This window comes from Methylobacterium organophilum (assembly GCF_022179465.1).
GTDB lineage: Bacteria > Pseudomonadota > Alphaproteobacteria > Rhizobiales > Beijerinckiaceae > Methylobacterium > Methylobacterium organophilum.
The window spans coordinates 75,772-95,745 of the sequence record NZ_BPQV01000017.1 but is presented as its reverse complement, the minus strand read 5'-3'; the positions used below and the strand labels follow the sequence as shown (position 1 = coordinate 95,745).

At 66.0% G+C, this 19,974-nt stretch carries 16 protein-coding genes; 12 read left to right on the top strand and 4 right to left on the bottom strand.

What is annotated here, in order from left to right:
- Positions 1-113: 113 nt before the first annotated feature.
- From MFF21_RS22725 to cofH, 12 genes are all read left to right on the top strand, one after another.
- Positions 114-815: an ABC transporter ATP-binding protein gene (locus MFF21_RS22725; protein WP_238314669.1), complete on the top strand. Its 702-nt coding sequence runs from the start codon at positions 114-116 to the stop codon at positions 813-815.
- Positions 805-1,545, top strand: a complete 741-nt coding sequence (locus MFF21_RS22720) for an ABC transporter ATP-binding protein (RefSeq protein WP_238314667.1) — start codon at positions 805-807, stop codon at positions 1,543-1,545. Before MFF21_RS22725 ends, MFF21_RS22720 begins: the two co-directional genes overlap by 11 nt.
- The gene (locus tag MFF21_RS22715; protein WP_238314665.1) at positions 1,542-2,459 is read left to right on the top strand and encodes a branched-chain amino acid ABC transporter permease; all 918 of its coding nucleotides are present in this window, start codon (positions 1,542-1,544) and stop codon (positions 2,457-2,459) included. The genes MFF21_RS22720 and MFF21_RS22715 overlap by 4 nt, the downstream gene beginning before the upstream one ends.
- The gene (locus MFF21_RS22710) at positions 2,459-3,556 is read left to right on the top strand and encodes a branched-chain amino acid ABC transporter permease (RefSeq protein WP_238314663.1); all 1,098 of its coding nucleotides are present in this window, start codon (positions 2,459-2,461) and stop codon (positions 3,554-3,556) included. The genes MFF21_RS22715 and MFF21_RS22710 overlap by 1 nt, the downstream gene beginning before the upstream one ends.
- 183 nt (positions 3,557-3,739) lie before the next feature.
- Positions 3,740-4,147: a nuclear transport factor 2 family protein gene (locus MFF21_RS22705; RefSeq protein ID WP_238314661.1), complete on the top strand. Its 408-nt coding sequence runs from the start codon at positions 3,740-3,742 to the stop codon at positions 4,145-4,147.
- 149 nt (positions 4,148-4,296) lie between these two features.
- Entirely contained in the window at positions 4,297-6,027 is a 1,731-nt protein-coding gene (locus MFF21_RS22700) for a hydantoinase B/oxoprolinase family protein (RefSeq protein ID WP_238314659.1), read from the top strand.
- Positions 6,024-8,075, top strand: coding sequence for a hydantoinase/oxoprolinase family protein (locus MFF21_RS22695; protein WP_238314657.1), 2,052 nt, complete (start codon positions 6,024-6,026; stop codon positions 8,073-8,075). Before MFF21_RS22700 ends, MFF21_RS22695 begins: the two co-directional genes overlap by 4 nt.
- Positions 8,069-9,070: a glucose-6-phosphate dehydrogenase (coenzyme-F420) gene (gene fgd / locus MFF21_RS22690; protein ID WP_238314654.1), complete on the top strand. Its 1,002-nt coding sequence runs from the start codon at positions 8,069-8,071 to the stop codon at positions 9,068-9,070. The genes MFF21_RS22695 and fgd overlap by 7 nt, the downstream gene beginning before the upstream one ends.
- A 28-nt stretch (positions 9,071-9,098) precedes the next feature.
- Positions 9,099-9,875: a coenzyme F420-0:L-glutamate ligase gene (gene cofE / locus MFF21_RS22685; RefSeq protein ID WP_238314652.1), complete on the top strand. Its 777-nt coding sequence runs from the start codon at positions 9,099-9,101 to the stop codon at positions 9,873-9,875.
- Positions 9,872-10,849, top strand: a complete 978-nt coding sequence (gene cofD / locus MFF21_RS22680; RefSeq protein ID WP_238314650.1) for a 2-phospho-L-lactate transferase — start codon at positions 9,872-9,874, stop codon at positions 10,847-10,849. Before cofE ends, cofD begins: the two co-directional genes overlap by 4 nt.
- A complete protein-coding gene (gene cofC, locus MFF21_RS22675) occupies positions 10,846-11,562 on the top strand; it encodes a 2-phospho-L-lactate guanylyltransferase (RefSeq protein ID WP_238314648.1) in 717 nt (238 codons plus the stop codon). The genes cofD and cofC overlap by 4 nt, the downstream gene beginning before the upstream one ends.
- 10 nt (positions 11,563-11,572) lie before the next feature.
- Entirely contained in the window at positions 11,573-14,047 is a 2,475-nt protein-coding gene (cofH, locus tag MFF21_RS22670) for a 5-amino-6-(D-ribitylamino)uracil--L-tyrosine 4-hydroxyphenyl transferase CofH (protein WP_238314646.1), read from the top strand.
- Between the two features lie 381 nt (positions 14,048-14,428).
- Here the strand turns inward: cofH and MFF21_RS22665 are convergent, their stop codons facing one another.
- From MFF21_RS22665 to MFF21_RS22650, 4 genes are all read right to left on the bottom strand, one after another.
- Positions 14,429-15,544 (bottom strand): glycosyltransferase family 61 protein, encoded by a 1,116-nt coding sequence (locus MFF21_RS22665; protein WP_238314644.1) that lies wholly within the window; start codon positions 15,542-15,544, stop codon positions 14,429-14,431.
- Between the two features lie 331 nt (positions 15,545-15,875).
- Positions 15,876-17,246 carry a hypothetical protein gene (locus MFF21_RS22660; RefSeq protein ID WP_238314642.1) on the bottom strand — a complete coding sequence of 457 codons (1,371 nt, stop codon included), beginning with the start codon at positions 17,244-17,246 and terminating at the stop codon, positions 15,876-15,878.
- Positions 17,209-18,384 carry a glycosyltransferase gene (locus MFF21_RS22655; protein ID WP_238314641.1) on the bottom strand — a complete coding sequence of 392 codons (1,176 nt, stop codon included), beginning with the start codon at positions 18,382-18,384 and terminating at the stop codon, positions 17,209-17,211. Before MFF21_RS22655 ends, MFF21_RS22660 begins: the two co-directional genes overlap by 38 nt.
- Positions 18,384-19,940, bottom strand: a complete 1,557-nt coding sequence (locus MFF21_RS22650; protein ID WP_238314639.1) for a hypothetical protein — start codon at positions 19,938-19,940, stop codon at positions 18,384-18,386. Before MFF21_RS22650 ends, MFF21_RS22655 begins: the two co-directional genes overlap by 1 nt.
- Positions 19,941-19,974: the final 34 nt, after the last annotated feature.

Sequence of the window (19,974 nt, the reverse complement as noted above, 5' to 3'; positions counted from 1 at the left end):
AGAATGCCGCGCCGATCCACACACCGCCGCAAGCTTGCGGCATGGTCTGAGGAGCGCGCCCTGCCATGGATATTCAACCAAAAGTTGGAAATCTTCATATACGCAATGCTTGCGTGACGTTTCAGGGCATTCTGGCCATCGAGGATGTCTCCGAGACCTTGAGCGGCGGCGAGATCCTGGGGCTCATCGGCCCCAACGGGGCTGGCAAGACCACCCTCGTCAACGCCGTGACAGGATTTCAGCCCCTTAGCGGCGGCGACGTGCTTCTGGGCGACGTCTCCCTGAAGAGGCTGCCGCCACAGCGGGTGCGCCGGCGCGGCGTCTCCCGCACTTTCCAGGCCGGCCGCCTGTTCCACAGCATGAGCGTGCGGGAGAACGTGGAACTCGCTGGGCTCTCCGCGGGGCTGTCGCGCCGGCGGGCCGCGGAGGAGGCCGGGGAGATCCTCGCCTGGACCGGCCTGTCGGACGCGGCGGCTTTGCCCACCGGCGTGCTGCCCTATGCCGACGAGCGGCGGGTCGGCATCGCCCGCGCGCTGGCCGGACGCCCGGCGTTCCTGCTGCTCGACGAGCCTGCGGCCGGCATGTCCGACCTCGAATGCGACCGGCTGATCGCTCTGATCCGGGAGATCCCGAAGCGCGTCGGCAGCGGCGTACTTCTGATCGAGCACAATGTCCGCCTCGTCACCACCGTTTGCGACCGCATCCATGTGCTCGAATCCGGCCGCACCATCGCCCGTGGCTCGCCGGAAGCGGTGCGCGCCGACCCGGCCGTGGTCCGGGCCTATTTCGGAGAGGAGCGCAGCCGTGCAGCTTGAGCTCGACCGGGTCAGCGTCCATTACGGCCGCCTCGCCGCTTTGCGCGACGTCAGCCTACGGGTGGCGGAAGGGGAAGTGGTCGCCATCGTCGGCCCGAACGGGGCCGGCAAGACCACCACTTTGCTCACCGTCTCCGGCATCCTCGCCCCGACCAAGGGCGGGATCCTGTTCGGCGGCACCCGCATCGACCGGCGCGCGCCGGAGGACATCGCCCGGCTCGGCCTCGCCCATGTGCGCGAGGGGCGGCATACCTTCACCACCATGACCGTGGAGGAGAACCTCCTGGTCGGCCTGTCCCTGCGCCGCGACAAGGCAGCGGCGCGGCGCGAGATGGCGGCGCTGATGGAGCGCTTTCCCCAGCTCGGGCAGCGCCGCGGCCAGCCTGCCGGCAAGCTCTCCGGCGGCGAGCAGCAGATGCTGGTCATCGCCCGCGCCCTCCTGAGCAAGCCGCGCCTGATGGTGATCGACGAGCCGTCCCTCGGCCTCGCCCCCCTGGTGGTGGATCGGGTCTACGAGACCTTGCTCGACCTCAACCGCAGCGACGGGCTGACCCTGCTGATCGTCGAGCAGAAGCTCGAACGGGCGCTGGAGGCCGCCGGGCGGATCTACGTGCTGCGCGGCGGCGCGCTTCAGGCAGAGGGCTCGCCCGCGAACCCGGCCGACACCGACCGCATCCGTCAAGCCTATTTCGGCTTCACCGACGCTCCAGCCGGAGGGATCGCCGCATGAGCAACGCGCTCCAGATCCTGATCACAGCGCTCAGCCTCGGCAGCCTCTACGCGCTCACAGCGCTCGGCATCGGCCTCATCTTCGGCGTGCTGCGCCTCGTGAATTTCGCCTACGGCGCCTTCATCACCATCGGGGCCTATGCCCTGGTCATGCCCTCGCACGAGGCGGAGGCGACGATGGGCATCGGCGCCCTGCCGACGCCCCTGCTCGTGGGCGGCATCCTCGCCCTCGTCACGCTGCTGGCGGTGGCTTCGGAAGCGGCGGTGTTCCGGCGCCTTCGCAACGCTTCCCCGGCAACGCTGATGATCGCCTCCTTCGCCCTGGGCTACACGCTCCAGAACGTGGTGATCATGTTCTACGGCAGCCGGCCCAAAGCCGCGGGGCTGTGGTCGGGGCTGATGGAGAGCGCGCAGATCACCGAGAATGTCGGCGTGCCGCGGCTCCAGTTCCTGGTGATCGCCCTCACGGTCGTCTTCCTCGGCGGCCTGATCGCCTTCCTCAACCGCACGTCGCTCGGCCTGCAGATGCGCGCCGCGGCGGAGGACTTCCAGATGGCACGCATGCTGGGCGTGCGCGGAAACCGCGTGATCGGCGCCGCCTTCGCGCTCAGCGGCATCATCGCCGGCTTCTCGGCGTTGATCCTCGTCGTGCAGACCGGCGTGCTCGACTACGAGATGGGCACGCCGCTGATGCTGTTCGGCTTCATCTCCACCGTGATCGGCGGCATGGGCAGTCTGCTCGGCACGGTGGTGGGCGGCTATGTCGTCGGCGTCGCCAGCGTGTTGCTCCAGGCCTTGCTCCCGGAGGAGATCCGCGGTTTCCGCGACGCCATCGTCTTCGCCCTCGTCATCGTCATTCTGCTCGCGCGGCCGCAGGGGCTCGTCGCGTCCCCGGCCATGAAGGAGCGCGTCTGATGAGCCATCCCGTCGCCGCCCCCGCCGCTGCCAGTCCCGCGCTTCCCGCTGCGGCCCGGAGTATGCTCCGCAGCGTCTGGCCGCTCCTGCTGATGAGTGGCCTCGTCACTGCCATCACCCTGCTCGCGGCCGTCCTCGGCGCGGGCGCCCTGGACGAGGCGATCATCGAGGGGTTGATCCGCCTCACCATCGTGCTTGGCCTCTATCTCTTCATCGGCAATACGGGCGTGATCTCCTTCGGCCATATCGGCTTCGTGGTGATCGGCGCCTACGCGACCGCCTGGCAGACCTGCTGCGTCGATAACCGGGCCATGTACATGCCTGGCCTGCCCGGCTTTCTCCTCGCGATGGATCCGCACCCGCTGATGGCCGTGGCGGCGGGCGGCCTGCTCGCGGGCCTCGTCGCCCTCGTCACGGGCCTTGCCCTGATGCGGCTCAACGGCATCGCCGCCTCGATCGGCACCTTCGCCTTCTTCATCGTGGTGCACTCGGTCTACCTGCATTGGGACAGCTGGACCGCCGGGCCGCGGGCGATCATCGGCATCCCGACCGTGACCACGGTCGGCACCGCCCTCGGCTTGGCGTTGTCCGCGATGGTCGCTGCCTTCGCCTATGCCCGCTCGCGCTCCGGCATCGCCGCCCGGGCCAGCCGCGACGATCAGGTCGCGGCAGCCGCCTCCGGCGTCGAGGTCTTCCGGCACCGGCTGATCGCCTTCGTGCTCAGCGCTGTGCTCGCGGGGGCGGCCGGCGGGATCATGGCCGAGTTCCTCGGCATGCTGACCGTCTCCTCCTTCTACCTCGACATGGCCTTCGTGACCCTCGCCATGCTCGTCGTCGGCGGTATGCAATCCTTGTCCGGCGCGGTGTTGGGCACGCTGACCCTCACGATCCTGATCGAGGTTCTGAGACGGCTGGAAACGGACGTGACCGTGTTCGGGGCGAACCTGCCGGCCAACTCGGCCGAGGTGGGGCTCGGCCTGGTCATGCTCTCGATTTTGGTCTTCCGGCCCGAGGGCCTGTGCCGGAACCGGGAGATCCTCTGGCCCTTCAAGGGGCCTGCGGCCGGCGCCCCCCCGGCCCATCGCCGTCAGTCCTGAGAGCGCCTCCGCTCGCTCGACGGGGAGGCGGGGTCACCACGGCCGCCCTTACGACGCACGCTGTGCACGAATGATGCTGCCGCACGATGAGCGGCCCTTCCATCGGTATTGGCGGCACCGGGAACGGCGCTGCTAGCCTCCAGCATCGACACCACGCCGTTTTCCTCCCCGTCAGAGGTCGACATGTCCGAAAAGACCGCCGAGAGCGTCATCCGGGACTTCCTCGCTTGCCTCGCCAGCGGTGACAGTGCCGGGGCGGTCGCCCTCTTCGCCGAGGACGGCGCCATCGACATGCCCGGCACCGGCGCCCTCCCCTGGGCCGGCCGCTGGACCGGCAAGGCCAAGCTCGTCGAATATTTCGAGGTGATGCCCGCCGCGCTCGAGATCCGCGGGCATACCCAGAAGGTCTGGGTGGTGGATGGCGACAACGTCGCGGTCACCGGCACCGAGGTCGCCGCCTCGCGGATCAGCGGCAAGGAATACACGGCCAAATGGGCCTGGGTCTTCACGGTGAAGGACGGACGCATCCTTCTGTGGGATGCCTATGAAGACACCGAGGCGATGTTCAATTGCGGGCCCTGGCGCGCCTGACCCCCGGCCCACCAATGCCGCCTCCGCTTGGTTAGAGCTGTCGCGGCAAGTCTGCGCGGCGTTTGAGCGATGACCCCATCCGCCATCCCCGAGGGATCGAACGGATGGCGGATGAGCCCCGACAACCTTCACGAGACGAGGACACAGGGATGTCGATACCCCCCCCGGGAGCCGGGGGAACGGCGGAGCTGACCGCCGTGACCCACGAGATCATTCAGGGCAAGCTCCTGTCGGCCGTCGACGAGATGGCCATCGTGATGGCCCGCACCAGCATGAGCCCGGTCATCTACGAGGTTCTGGATTTCGCCTGCGGGATCTGCGACGCGGATGGCGCGCTCGTTGCCCAGGCCAACGGCATCACGCTGTTCACCGGCACCTTCTCGACGCAGGTCCGCTCCCTGATGCGCCGCTTCGGGGACGATCTGGCGCCCGGTGACATGCTCGTCACGAACGATCCCTTCAGCGGCGGTACCCATGCCTGTGACCTCGCCTTGGTCCGGCCGATCTTCTTCGAAGGTCGTGTGATCGCCTTCGCAGTCAACGTCGCCCATTGGCTCGATGTCGGCGGCGCGGTGCCCGGCAGCCTGCCGCCGGACGCCAATTCCGTGTTCCAGGAGGGATTGCGCCTGCCCGGCATCCGGATTGCCCGGGGCGACGTGCTGATCCCGGAGATGGTCCGGATCATCACCGAGAACGTGCGCATGCCGGATCTCGCGCTGGGCGACCTCAACGCCCAGGTCGCGACCCTGCGCGTGGCGGAGAAGCGGGTGCTCGAGATCGTCGGGCGTTACGGCCTTCCGGTGACCCGCGCTTCGATCGAGCGGCTGCTCGATGACAGCGAAGTCCGCAGCCGCGCCGCCATCGCTGCCCTCCCCGACGGCACCTACCGCGCCGCGGACGTCATCGACGGCGACGGCGCCACCGATGCCGCCATCGTTACGCAGGTCGCCGTGACGATCCTCGGCGACACGATGATGGTCGACTATACCGGCTGCCCCGCCGCCCGGCCCGGGCCGATCAATTGCTCCCGCGGAGCCCTCGAATCCGCTGTTAAGACCGTGTTCAAGGCGCTGGTCGCTCCCCACGAGCCCTCGAACGAGGGCTGGTTCCGGCCCCTGACTGTCGTGGCGGAGGCCGGTACCCTGTTCACCGCCGAGAAGCCCTCGCCCACCGGCTGGTACTACGAAGGCTCGGTGCATGCCTCCGAATTGCTCTGGAAGGCGGTGGCCGGTCTCGTACCCGAGCGGATGTCCGCGGGGTCCTATACGAGCCTGTGCGCGACCTACATTGCGGGCGAGGGCGACGACGGCCGGCCCTTCGTGCATATCGAGCCGCATCACGGCGGCTGGGGTGCCTGCCGCGACCGGGACGGCGCCAGCGGCTTGATCGCGCTCACCGATGGCGACACCTACAACTACTCCGTCGAGGTCATCGAGACCAAGTTCCCGCTCCTCGTCCGTCAATACGCCTACAACACGGCCGGCGGTGCCGGTGCCGGCCGCTTCCGCGGCGGGTTCGGGCTCGTGCGCGACTACGAGATCCTGAGCGACAGGGCGCAGGTCCATTGCGGCATCGGGCGCACCCGCACCGCCCCCTGGGGCATGGAGGGCGGCACTGACGGAAGCTGCAACGGGCTTGAGGTGCTTTCGCCCGCCGGCGGCAGCACCGAGCTCACCCGCTCACCGCCCCGGCCCCTGAACCGCGCCGACGTGGTGCGCATCCGGACCGGCGGCGGCGGCGGCTGGGGGCCGGCCGCCGAACGGGATGGCGCTGCCATTGCCGCGGACATCGCCGACGGCTTCCTCACCTCTGACGAGGCCCTGCGCCTCTACGGCCGGACCGGCCCCTCGGATGCGGCCCCGGAGGCCTTGCACGCATGATCCGTCTCGCGACCGATGTCGGCGGCACCTTCACCGACCTGATCGGCTACGACGAGCGTGAGGGCCGACTCTACACCGCCAAGGTGCTCACCACGACCGATGACCAGTCCCAGGGCGTGATGCACGCCATCGACCGGGCCGGTGAAAACCAGGGCCTTGACCCGACCGAGGTGCGCTTCTTCGTCCATGGCGGCACCACGGTCATCAACGCCATCACCGAGCGCAAGGGCGTGCGCACGGCTTTGCTGACCACCCGCGGCTTCCGCGACGTGCTCGCCATTGGCCGGGGCACCCGCCCTGACCTCTACAATTTGCGCTCGAAGACCCCCGACGCCTTCGTGCCGCGCCACCTCCGCTTCGAGGTGCGCGAGCGCCTGAACGCAGCCGGCGAGATAGTGGAGCCCCTGAACGAGGACGACGTGCGCGCCTGCGCCGATGCTTGTAGGGCGCAGGGCGTCGAGACGATCGGTATCGTTCTCCTGCACAGCTACGCGAATCCGGCCCATGAGGAGCGCTGCGCGCAGATCCTTCGCGAATGCCTGCCGGACGTGCCGGTCTGCGCCAGCCACGAGATCTCGCGGCAATGGCGCGAATACGAGCGCTCCAACACCGTGGCGCTCAACGCCTACGTCCAGCCCATCGTGCAGCGCTACTTCGCCAATCTCGAACGCTCGCTGGCCAAGGGCAGCCTCGAGGGGCCGTATTACGCCATGCAGTCGAACGGCGGCATCGCCCGGTTCGACCAAGCGGCGCGGGCGCCGCTCACCCTGATCGAATCCGGGCCGGCCGGGGGGGTGGCCGGCGCGGCGCGCATCGCGCAGGTGCTGGCCGAGCCGGACCTGATCTATCTCGATGTCGGCGGCACCACGGCCAAGTGCTCGGTGATCCGCGGCGGGCAGCCGAGCCTCGCCCCCGATTACAAGCTGGAGAAGACACGCACCTCCCCCGGCTACACCGTGCAGGTGCCGGTGGTGGACATCGTCGAGGTCGGTGCCGGCGGCGGCTCGATCGCCTGGCTCGATGCGGGCAACCGCCTGCGCGTCGGCCCGCACAGCGCCGGCTCCAATCCAGGCCCCGCCTGCTACGGGCTCGGCGGCACCCGGCCGACCGTGACCGACGCCAAGCTCGTCACCGGCGTGATCGATCCCGTCACCTTCGGCGAGGGTCGCATCGCCCTCGACTTGGAGGCGGCACGCAGGGCTGTGGCCACGATCGCCGAGCCTCTGGGCATGAGCGTGGAGGAAGCGGCCTCGGCCCTCATCGAGGTGGCCGAGGAGACCATGATCAGCGCCCTGAAGCTGATCAGCATCCAGCGCGGCCACGACCCGCGGGACTTCGCCCTCCTCGTCTCCGGAGGCGCCGGGCCGCTGCTCGCCGCCAAGCTCGCCCGCGAGATGAGCGTGCGCGCCTGCATCATCCCGACCCAGCCCGGCATCTTCTCGGCCTGGGGGATGCTCGCGGCGCGTCCGCGGATCGATCTGCGCCGCATGATCCTCGCCGGCATCGACGACGAGCTGACCGAACGGCTGCCGGTCCTGTTCGCCGAGCTGGCGAAGGAGGCGGCGGCCTATTTCGGTGTCGATGACGCGAAGGCGCTCGTGCTGACCCCCATCGTCGAGGGCCGCTACCGCAACCAGGAGCACAGCGTCGCCTTCGATTGCCCGCCCGACGCCTCGCCGGCCGAGGTGCTGGAGCGGTTTCATGCCGCCCACCGGAAGGCGTTCACCTTCGATCTGCCCGGGGTCGCCGCCGAGCTGACCACGATCCACCTGCAGGCCGAGGCGCCGGTCGAGACCGTGCCCGTGCCGCGCAGCGACGACCGCAGACACACGCCGCCGGTGCCGGATCGGCACCGGCCCCTGTATCTCGATGGTCAGGGCTGGGCCGACAGCCCGGTCTACCGCCGCGAGGGCTTGCGTCCCGGTCAGACCGTCTCGGGCCCTGCCCTCGTCGAGGAAGCGACCACCACCACCCTGGTGCTGCCGGGACAGACCTGCGCCATGGACCCCACGGGCCAGATGATCATCCGCGAGGACATCGCATGCTGACCCTCGGCTACAAGGCCTCGGCAGAGCAGTTCGGGCCGCGCCAGCTCCTCGACTTCGCCGTCGAGGCGGAGGCCTCCGGCTTCGATTCCGTCTTCATCAGCGACCATTTCCAGCCCTGGCGACACACGGACGGGCACGCGCCTTTCTCCGTCGCCTGGATGGGGGCGCTGGGCGCGCGGACGAGCCGGATCGTCATGGGCACGAGCGTGCTCACGCCCACCTTCCGCTACCATCCCTCCATCGTGGCCCATGCCTTCGGAACGCTCGGATCCCTGTTCCCGGGCCGGGTCGTCCTCGGCATCGGCACCGGCGAGGCGCTGAACGAGACGCCGGCCACCGGCCTCGCCTTCCCGGAGCCGAAGGAGCGCCTCGCACGACTGAAGGAATCCGTGGAGCTGATCCGCGAGCTCTGGACACAGGAGCGCGTCTCCTTCTCCGGCACCTACTACGAGACCCGCAACGCCACGATCTACGACCGGCCCGAGATCCCGGTGCCGATCTACATCGCCGGGGCCGGACCGCTCATCACCAAATTCGCCGGGCGCGTCGCGGATGGCTTCATCTGTACCTCCGGAAAGCCGTCGACGCTCTACAGCGAGACGCTTCTGCCCAACCTTTCGGCAGGCCTTGCCGCGGCCGAACGTCCCGAGAGCGCGGTCGATCGGATGATCGAGATGAAGGTCTCCTTCGACACGGACCGAGCCCGGGCGCTGCAGGACACACGCCACTGGGCCGCCCTGGCCCTGACGGGCGAGGAGAAGATGTCCGTGGAGGATCCCCTCGACATGGAGCGTCTGGCCGACGCGCTTCCCCTGGAGCGAGCGGCAAGCCGTTGGATCGTCTCTGACGATCCGGAGGAGCACGTGGCGCGCATCCGCCCCTATATCGAGCTCGGTTTCCGCCATCTCGTCTTCCATGCCCCCGGCACGGATCAGGTCCGGTTCCTGCGTCTCTACGCGGAGCAGGTGCTGCCGCGCCTGCGCGCCCTCGCCTGAGGGGGCCGAGCTTGAGACGACGCCCCGGATGAGAGTCCAGACGCCCCTTACGCTAACGCCGCTTCCGGGGCTGCCCCTCGTGCGCCCCGGCGATGACCTCATGGGCCTGCTGATCGCGGCCATCGATCGGGCGGGGCTCGTGCCGGGGCCTCGGGCCGTGCTGGTGGTCGCCCAGAAGGTGGTCTCGAAGGCGGAGGGACGCTTCGTCGATCTCGCCGACGTCGTCCCCTCGGCGCGGGCGCGGGACATCGCCGCCATGGTCGACAAGGATCCCCGCCTCGTCGAGGTGATCCTGTCGGAATCCGACGAGGTCGTCGCCACCCGCAGGGGCGCCCTGATCGTCGCCCATCGCCTCGGCTTCGTCATGGCCAATGCCGGTGTCGACCAGTCGAACGTGGGCACGCCGGAGGATGGGGACCGGGTGCTACTGCTGCCGGAGGATCCGGATGGCTGGTGCACCCGGGCGCGGGAGGCGCTTTCCGCCCGCTATGGAAGGGACGACCTCGCCGTCGTGATGGCCGATAGCTTCGGCCGGGCTTGGCGGCACGGCACGGTCGGCGTGGCACTCGGCGCCGCTGGGCTGCCGGCTCTGATCGATTGCATCGGCACGCCGGACCTGTTCGGGCGCGCGCTCCGCGTCACTCAGATCGGCTTCGCCGACGAGATCGCGGCGGCTGCCTCCCTGCTCATGGGGCAGGCCGCCGAGGGCGTGCCCGCCGTGCTGGTGCAGGGCCTGTCCTGGCAGCACCCATCAATGCCCGCTGCGGCCCTCTTGCGCGACAAGGCCGGGGATCTCTTCCGATGACGGACAGAGCGGAGCGGCCCCTGCGCCCGGAGCGTGTGCTCGCCCTGTGCGGCGGCATCGGCGGCGCCAAGCTGGCTCTCGGCCTGACCCGGGTGCTGGAGCCGGACCGGCTGACCGTTCTCGTCAACACCGGCGACGATTTCGAGCATCTCGGTCTCACGATCTGTCCGGACATCGACACCGTGACCTACACCTTGGCTGGCCTGAGCGACCGGAAGCGTGGCTGGGGCCTCGCGGGGGAGAGCTGGGGCTTCCTGGAAGCTCTCGGCCGGCTCGGGGGCGAGACCTGGTTCATGCTGGGCGACCGTGATCTCGCCACCCATGTCCATCGCACGCAGCGCTTGCGGGAGGGCTCTACCCTCTCCGAAGTCACCGCCGAGATCGCCCGGAGCCTCGGCATCCGCGCCCGGCTGATGCCGGCGAGCGACGATCCCGTCCGGACGATCGTGCAGACCGAGGAAGGCCCCCTGCCCTTCCAGACCTATTTCGTGGCTCGCCGCTGCGCGCCGGTCCTGACCGGGCTGACCTTTGCCGGCGCGCAGACTGCACGCATGCCCGCCGACCTGCCGGGCCTGCTCGCGGACGAGGATCTTGCCACGATCCTGATCTGCCCGTCGAACCCCTATCTCAGCATCGACCCCATCCTGGCGATCCCCGGCCTGCGGGCCGCCCTGCGGAGGGCGGCCGCGCCCGTCGTCGCGGTCTCGCCGGTGGTCGCGGGTAAGGCGGTGAAAGGACCGACCGCCAAGATCATGGCCGAGCTCGGCCTGCCCGTGAGCACGCAGGCGGTGGCCGCCCATTACGGCGATCTCCTCGACGGCATGGTGCTCGATGCGGCCGACGCGGCGGAAGCGCCCCGGCTCGGCCTGCCGAGCCTCGTCACCAACACGGTGATGACGAGCCTGTCGGACCGGGAGGATCTCGCCCGAGCCGCCCTCGACCTCGCCGCGACCCTGCCGCGGAGACCGCTGTGACCGCCCCCTGGTGCCTGATTCCCGTGAAGCGCCTGGAGCAGGCCAAGCAGCGCCTGGCGCCCCTGCTCGATCCGGACGAGCGGGCACGGCTCGCCCGTGCCATGGCCCTCGACGTGATCGAGGCTGCGACCCGGGCCTCGACTCTCGCCGGGGTCGCGGTGATCACGGCGGATGCAGAGGTCACCGCGCAGGCGCGCCGGGCCGGCGCCCGGATCATCGCGGACAGGGCCGAGGCCGGCACCTGCGTTGCTGTGGCGGAGGGCGCTCGCATCCTCGCAGAGGATGGCGCCGCGGGTATCCTGGTGCTGGCCGCCGACCTTCCCCAGGTCATGCCGGAGGATCTCGATCACGTCGTCGTCCGGCACGGGGCTGCCCCGGCGGTCAGCCTCGTGCCAGCTGCCGCAGACAGGGGCACGAACCTGCTCGCCTGCTCGCCGGTGCAGGCAATCCCCTTTCTCTATGGGCCTGACAGCTTCCACCATCATTTGCAGGCAGCGCGCGCCTGCGGGATCACTCCCCGCGTTCTCGACCTGCCCCGGCTCGTCCGCGACATCGACCGGCCGGGGGACTTGAGCGCTTTCCTCGCGCAGGGCGGCCCGCCGAGCCGTAGCCGCACCTTGCTGAAGGCGCTCCCCGGCGCGATCTGGCGCTTCGCCGAAGCCCCGCCCGGCGTCTCCCGCGCCGATCCGCCCCCGACCCGCCTGCCTGCATGAGAGGCCTGCCATGACCGCATCGTTCGGCCACGAGGCCGGCTTCGGGAGGCTTTCCGCCGAAGAGGCCCTGGCGCTGACCGAGGTCCTTGACCTCGATGCTCTGACGGCACGGGCGGCGGCCCTGCGCGATGCGGGATTTGGCGACACGGTCTCCTATTCGCGCAAGGTCTTCATCCCCCTCACCCAACTCTGCCGCGACACCTGCCGCTACTGCACCTTCGCGCGCGCGCCGGCGAAGGTCGGTACCGCCTTCCTGCCGTTGGAGGATGTTCTCGCCATCGCCCGTCAGGGCGCGAAAGCCGGCTGCACCGAGGCGTTGTTCACCCTCGGCGACAAGCCGGAGCTGCGCTACCGCGCCGCCCGCGAGGGCTTGGCGGTCCTCGGCCACGCCCGCACCCTGGACTATCTGTACGAGGCCGCCGAAAGGGTTTTTCGCGAGACGGGGCTGATGCCTCATCTCAATCCGGGCCTGATGGAGGCGGACGACCTCGCACGCCTGCGCCTCGTCAGCGCCTCTATGGGCATCATGCTGGAGACGGCGAGCGAGCGGCTTTCGCAGCGGGGTGGCCCGCATTTCGGCTCCCCCGACAAGCGCCCCGCCGCCCGGCTCGAGACCATCCGGCTCGCCGGCGAGGGCGCCATCCCCTTCACGAGCGGCCTGCTCATCGGCATCGGTGAGACGCGGCGCGAGCGGATCGAGGCGCTCCTGGCGCTACGCGACCTACACGACCGCTACGGCCATCTCCAGGAGATCATCGTCCAGAACTTCCGTGCCAAGCCCGGTACGGCCATGGCCGGGGCGCCGGAACCGGATTTCGAGGACCATCTCTGGACGATCGCCGTGGCGCGGCTGGTCTTCGGCGCAGGCATGAGCATCCAGGCGCCGCCGAACCTCGCCAAGGGTGCGCTGCCCCGGATGATCGCGGCCGGCGTCAACGATTGGGGCGGCGTCTCGCCCGTGACGCCGGATCACGTGAACCCCGAGGCGCCCTGGCCGCATCTCGACATCCTGGCGCGGGCGACCGCGGCGGCGGGCAAGCACCTCGTGCAGCGCCTGCCGGTCTATCCGTCCCATCTGCGGGAGCCGGAGCGCTGGCTCGCCCCGCTTTTCCGCACACCGGCCCTGCGCGCGATCGATGCGGACGGCTTCGTCCGGGACGACGACTGGTCGCCGGGCGAAGCCCGCAACCCGCCCACCGGCTTCCTCGGGGATGGTCGGGCGGCGCCTGTGGCGACTTCGGCCCTCGGTGGCATCCTGCGGCGCGCCCAAGCCGGGCACACGCTCGGGGAGAGCGACCTTCTCGCCCTGTTCGCCGCCCGCGGCGAGGCCTTCCGCGCGGTCTGCACCGCCGCGGACGAGCTGCGGGCGAGCACGAACGGCGACACGGTCAGCTACGTCGTCACCCGCAACATCAACTACACCAATCTCTGCACGCTCAGTTGCCGCTTCTGCGCCTTCTCCAAGGGCAAGACCGCCGAGCACCTGCGGGGCAAGCCCTACGACCTCAGCCTGGACGAGATCGAGCGGCGCGCCCGCGAGGCCTGGAGCCGGGGCGCGACCGAGGTCTGCATGCAGGGGGGCATCCATCCCGACTATACGGGCGAGACTTATCTCGACATCTGCCGTGCGGTGAAGGCGGCGGTGCCCGGCCTGCATGTCCACGCCTTCTCGCCGCTGGAGGTCTGGCAGGGCGCGGCCACCCTTGGTCTGCCGCTTGCCGAATACCTGGCTCGGCTGAAGGCGGCGGGCCTGTCGAGCCTGCCGGGGACGGCCGCCGAGATCCTCGATGACGAGGTCCGGGCCGTGCTCTGCCCGGACAAGATCGACACGGCGCAGTGGTTCGCCGTGATGGAGGCGGCCCATGGGGCCGGCCTGCGCAGCACGGCCACGATCATGTTCGGGCATGTGGAGCGGCCGGTGCACTGGGCGCGCCATATCCTGAGGATCCGCGCCCTCCAGCGGCGCACCGGCGGCTTCACCGAATTCGTACCCCTGCCCTTCGTGCATATGGAGGCGCCGATCGCCCTGAAGGGCTTGGCCCGGCGCGGACCGACCTTTCGGGAAACGCTGCTGATGCACGCTGTCGCCCGCCTCGCCTTGCATCCGCTCGTGCCCAACATCCAGGCGTCCTGGGTCAAGCTCGGGGCGGAGGGCGTCGCCCAGGCGCTCCGCAGCGGCGTGAACGACCTCGGCGGCACACTGATGAACGAGACGATCTCCCGCTCCGCCGGCGCAGCGCATGGCCAGGAAATGACGCCTGCCGCGATGGAGGCGCTGATCCGGCGCTGCGGCCGGGTACCGGTCCAGCGTACGACCCTCTACGGCCTCGCTTCCGAGGAACGCTCCCGCGCCGCAGCCGCCGCGCCCTTCCTCACCGATGTCGTCAACGATCCCCTCCCCCGGCGCGCCACCTCGGCAGACCGGCCCCTCCGCTTCGCCAGCCGCCGCCTTGCTAAGACCGCAAACGATGGAAGGGGCTCATGAGGTGTGACTGGCGAATTGGTGGAGACTTCCCGCTATCAGCAACCAATCATTCCTGCTTGGGTTTTTGTTTTGCCGCCGCTTCTGTGGGCAGGTCACTGATCCCTCTGTTTCCAGTTTTCTGGAACAAAAAATAGCCTCTGGTTTTTATATTAACAAATAATTATTTATCTAACGGTAGGTGAAGTTAGTCTTCGCGGCAACCGCGATTTATTGCATTTCTCACGTGCTTATAAACTATTGATGTCAGAAATATTTTTATTAAGCACAGATAATCGTATCGAGGGTGAAAAATAAAATTGCTTTTAGTAATAATTGATATTTGTCAAGACAGATTGTATGAATAACAATTTTATCAGCTGTAAATATTAAAATTAATTAATACTAAGATGTTTGGTCGGCCCTAAAAAATTTTTCTAAAAGTTGTTCAAATATATTAGCGTCAATTGAAAACGAAGAATTCATGTCATTATTTTCGTCGTTACTTAATCCATGAAGTGAAATGTACTGGCCTTTTTTTAAAGAAACCAGATCCCAAAAAAAATCGTCCTGCATATTTTCAGGAGAAAGACCGAAAAACTTTACGCCAGGCTTGCTAAATACGATATTTGTGCATTCTGCACCCAAGACTCCTACGACAGCTTCAGCATTTGCAAACGTAAGAACTTGTTGGTGAAAGCTCATTTTACTGGGATTTACAATAGCAAACCCATTTTTTGAAGCGATGTCTTGTATTATTTCGATATTTAATAACGAGCGACGTGATGTGTTGGGGCGTTCAATAAAAATTTTGCTTGAGTATGCGATAGGCTTCTCTGTTGATTCTGCAATGATGGAGGCGCACAATTCATCCAAGGCAACCACGGAAAGTGGTGATTTTATCCACGGTTGAATAGTAATCGGGCTCGGGTAAATCACTTCATCAAAATAGTAATTATTGTATTGACTAAAGAATATATCTTCTGGGGCAATGCCAATTGTTGCCAAGCTATCAACATAAACCTGATCGATTTTTCCACCGTTTCCGGAAACAATAATCTTAAATCCCTGTATAGAGATGCTCTTCGAAAGCAAAATTAGGCGCGGAAGGCACTCTATTAGCCAGTGGCCATAATTTCCGTCCCATTGGACTTTTATGTGAATAAAATTGCCATCCAATCTTTTGACAATATTGTTGTGATTCAACTCAAAGCCATTTGCAGACTCTACGCGGTGGATGTTGCCAAGGGTTTTGTCGTGCTCGCAGTTTTGTAATGTTTCTTGTACCAATATTTTGTCCGACAATGTTACGACTCCAGGTCCATGTATAGTAGCATTTTTAAATTTTATAATATCAAAGTCGGGCGCTTTTACTTCTTCATCAATTTTTTGAGAGATAATATCTTTCATCCACTCTGCGCGAGGGCCATAAATCAAAGGGATGGTTCGCTTATATGGTGGAGACTTGATGCCAAAAGGCATAACTTCTCCACAGGAGGTATAATTTTGAACTTTTAGCATGGCGGTATCCCAACTAAATGCAAACAAAGTGCGCGAGAATGTATTATAGATAGCATAGACCCCGTAAAATTAAGTCATGCTGGCGCACCTTCAAGTGAGTAGGGTTTTGTGTCGTAAATCATTTTGCAAATAGGCCTAGCTTAAGAATGTGTTATGTCGGATGCGCCTGCGAAATTGGTGCAATCGATATAGAAATTCATTGCCATCCGAGGTATTTGTTGGTGGACGCAGTCATCAAGCACACTTTGTTGAGTTTAAGCGATGTATCGCGGGACAGGTATGGATGGATATTTATTCTTCGCGTCTGATGCCGTCGCAATCTGTCGCACACTTAGCTGGGTAGGTTCCTCACCCCATCCTCCTCGGGCTCCAACAGCAGTCTCACTCCCGAGATGTTGAACGATAGAGTCCTAGTATCGGAGGATGCCTTGTCGATATCGACAGGACGAGTGGCGCGGCTCGCAATCAGGCGAGCCACACCGAAATAACGCGGAGCGGGAAGGGTGAAGCGGATGGTATGGCTGCGGCCGTCGACCAACCCAAGCGGCTCGCCCGACAGCGCCGCTTCGTTGTCGAGCATCAGGAAGAGGTCGGGTGGCGTGTCGCCGATGTAGGAGACCACGCTGATGAGCAGGCCGGTCGCACGCCGGTCCGCGAACGGGTTCAACAAAGTCGCGGATTTGGGCATCCATCGAGAGGCAACACCGTCTGTCGTCTCCAGCCTGTGCCAGTCATCGCCATAGGATGCGTGTCCCGGATCGAGGCGCAGAACATCCTTGGCGCACGGAGCGATCCGGCCGCTCCGAGGCTGCCTGATGGTCTCATAGAAGGCCTGGACCGTCTGGTCGATCTCTGCGGCGCTGCTCGGATCGTCCGGCGCCTGCAGGCCTCGGTCATAGACGAGGGCCGAGAAGTATTCGATGACTTCGTTGAGGCGCATCTGTTGATGCGCGATCGCCTCTTCCAAGAAGCGGCGGTTGCTGACGGCATCGATTCGTGCTCTCGCGCCGAGCTGCGCGACTTTCGCCTCCAACTGCGTCACGGCCTCCGCCAGGGCGTCTCGGTCGGTTCGAGCGAAGTGGAGACTGGCGATAGGCTCGAGGCTCGGCAGGGTGTGGATGCCGATGCTTGCGCCCGTCTCGGTCAGATCGCCGGCTTCGAGGGCAAGCGAAATCTGACAAGTGCTGCCGCCTTCGTCGCGCAGGTGCATAGGACCGATCTGGACCTGACGAACGACTTCGTTGACCTTCGCAACCAACACCGGCACTGCGAGCCCGTTGAGCGCATTGGTGACTGTGCCGATCACGACTCCATTCTCGATCCGCAGCCCATCGCACGTGATCTCGCCAGGGCCCGCTAGCCGTATCGCCTCGGCCGCGGATCTGATCGGAATCGGGGGGGCCACCTCGCGGCTCTCCTCGTCAGAGAAGCGGATCTCACATGGCAGCGCGACGAATGGAAAGCGCCTGATGGAGATTGCCACCTCCTCGCCCAGCAAGCAGGTGCCGAGCGGTCGGCTACGGCCAATCTCGATCCCCTCGACGAGTGCGAGCACGGGGCCGGAGACGCGGACCGTCTCCCGAGCCGTGAGGAGGATCTGGCCCGGGATGAGGCGCCCGTGTTCGAACGGAAACCGGTCGATGATTGTGGCGCTCGGCATGGATTCAGACGGGCTCTTTGTGGCCCTGGCGCTGGCAAGCATGGGAGAGATCCTCGATGGAACCGATCAACGTATCGAATTGTCCGGTGACTTCGCTCGCATAGGCGACGGCGAGACTGCGGCTCGCCCCGGCCACCTCTTCCTGAAGCGCGGCGCTTGCCGCGTAGTCTTGCATGCCATCCGCCAAGGCCTCTGGGCTCGCGAAGCAGTGGAATGGGTGGGCGGGTCGCAGACCCTCGAATGCCGCCGTCGTCCCAATGATGGGCCTGCCGTATGACAGCGCCTCGATGGTCTTGATCTTGAGCCCGGTGCCCCCGATCATCGGGTTCACCACGCAGGCAACGTGATCGTAGAAATCCCGCGGATGGTCGAGACGGCCGAGTTTGAGCGGGGTGGTCTTCAAGTGCAGCCGGCTCTCGCAAATCGTCCCGGCAATGGCCCAAGTCCGGTGGGGCCGCGTGGCCAGGGCGGCGTCGAGGGCTAGGGCCGAGCGTTTGTTCCAGGGATTGCCGCTCGCGAAGTAGCCGAACGGCAGCGGCCGGTCCGAGTCGGAATCCGCGAGCAGGAAGCCGAGGTCGAGGGGATGTCCTACGGTCATGACTCGGCCCTCGAACCGCTCGGCGATCAAGGTGCTCTCCGCATCCTGGATGCCGATCACGATGTCCGCCCGGGCGAAGGCTTTGTGCTCCTCGGCCACCGAGGTGAAGAACCAGCGCGGGTCGAGGCCGGCCTCCACCATCTTGTCGCGCCGGTCGGCGAACATGTCGTGGGTGTCGATGATCTTGACCGGGATGTCGCAGAATTCCAGCACCCGCGACATCCAGGTGTAGTTGACGACGATCGCGTCGTAGCGGCGCGCAGCGGCGAGCCGATCAACGACGTCGCAGAGCGCGTCAGAGCACCAATCATCAATGCCCCAGAAGGTCGGGTAGGATTGCCGGCCAAGCGGCTGGCTCGGTACGTGGATGAAGTCGTCCCAGGCCGCCCGCATCGCCGCCTCGGCGTCTGGCGTCAGTCCTTCCATGCCGTAATACACGAGGTCGATGCGTGCCCCGCGCGCCATCAATTCCCGGTTGAACGCCAGGAGCCGGAGCGAATTGCCTTGGTTGAAAGGGTGGGATGCCATGGGCGAGACGACCAGGATCCTGGGCCTGGCCCTGAGGGGCGCGGTGCGGCTCATCAGGCGTTGGTCTCCTGGGGTACCGGCTGTGCACTGGTGGGCGTCAAGGTCACGGCCTTGATGTGTATCGTGAGCAGGCGCCCGTCACCTGGGGGCCGGATGCCCTCGCGGCAGCCGATCGACAGAACCAGTGGCTCGGCCTCCTGAACCGGCGGAAGCGTGAGGAGCGCCGCCCCGTCTTGGCCCGCGATGGCCGTCGCCGCCTGGACTGTCCGGCCGTTGAATTGGAAGTGCAGCAGATCACGGCAACGGGAGGCGATGCCTGCGTCGATAGCCTGAAAAGCGATCCCGAGCGTTGACCGGGTGAAAGGTCGGCGCCCGAGCGCGAGACGCAGGGTTCGGTCAGGCCCGCACCAGATCCAGGATTGTTCCCCGGACATCTCCGCCGTGCCGGAGGCGCAGATGAGGTGCTGGGGCAGGAGTAGGATGCGCTCGAGAACGGGCGCTTCGTCCGCGGGTGGGAGGAGCGCGGTCCGCCGTCCCGAGCCGACCAAGGCCGCGACCTGCAGACCGTCTACGTCGACAGGACCGAGATCGACCCGTGTGGCTCCGGCCGGCTCTGCCGCGAGAGCATCCGTAATGCGGGCTGGCTCATCCCGCACCAAGAAGGAGCGCAACGCGAGGGACGGCCCGAGGCGGCGGGGCAGCCCATCGCATCCGCCGACATAGACCCATTCGTGGGATTCGGGCCTGTGCGGCAGGCCGCCGACAAAGATCGGCTTGTTGCCGCCCTGCTGGCGGAACTCGGCGTAGAACTGGGCTCGATCCTCCCGTTCGAGCAGCGCGGGAGGCGCAGCCACTGCCGTTTCCGGCACGAGGCTGGGAAGGATGTGGTCCGGATATGTGGCGTCGACGAATCGAGCTTCTGGATCGAGGCGCCTCACTGCCGATACCGCGCTGGCGAGGGCGCGCAAGGCTAGGTCTTCCGAATACCGAGCGACGTCCTGGCCTCTCCGCTGCATCATCTCCAAGCGGATGATCGGCTCGATCAGATGGACGGTTGTCCGGTCGCCTATATGGAGTGGCGCTGCGAGGCGCCCCTCACGCATCCCGAAATGCAGGTAATGGACGAGGGGATGCTCACCGGCTGCCCGGACGTCCGGATTCTGTTCCAGGTACCAGAGGGTGCTGAAGTCGGGGCTCGGATCCCGTCCATCCTGCACGCCGTGCCGCAGGTAGTGGATCAGGGGATGCTGGCCGTAACTGAGCACATCGGGGTAGCGCTCGACGTACCACCGCGTGTCGAAGACCGGGTTCGGCCGCTGGCCGGCGGCGAGCCCATCGCGCAGATAGGCGAGGATTGGCAACGTGCCGTCCTTCACGGCCTCTGGGTATGTCTCCGCGTACCAGACGGGATCGAACAAAGGGTTGGGCCAGCGGCCTTCCGCGGCACCTGAGAAAAGGTAATGGGATATCAGGTCTCGGCGAGCGGCTCTGACATCGGCGTAATGCCTCTGGTACCACGCGGCATCGAACAGGCCCGATTCCAGCAGGCTGCGGCCTTCCTCGGATCGGAATGCCCGCTTGATCGACAGGATGTTGCGCAGGGAAACCACATCAGCCTCGATGCAAAGGGAGCGTGGCGTGTCC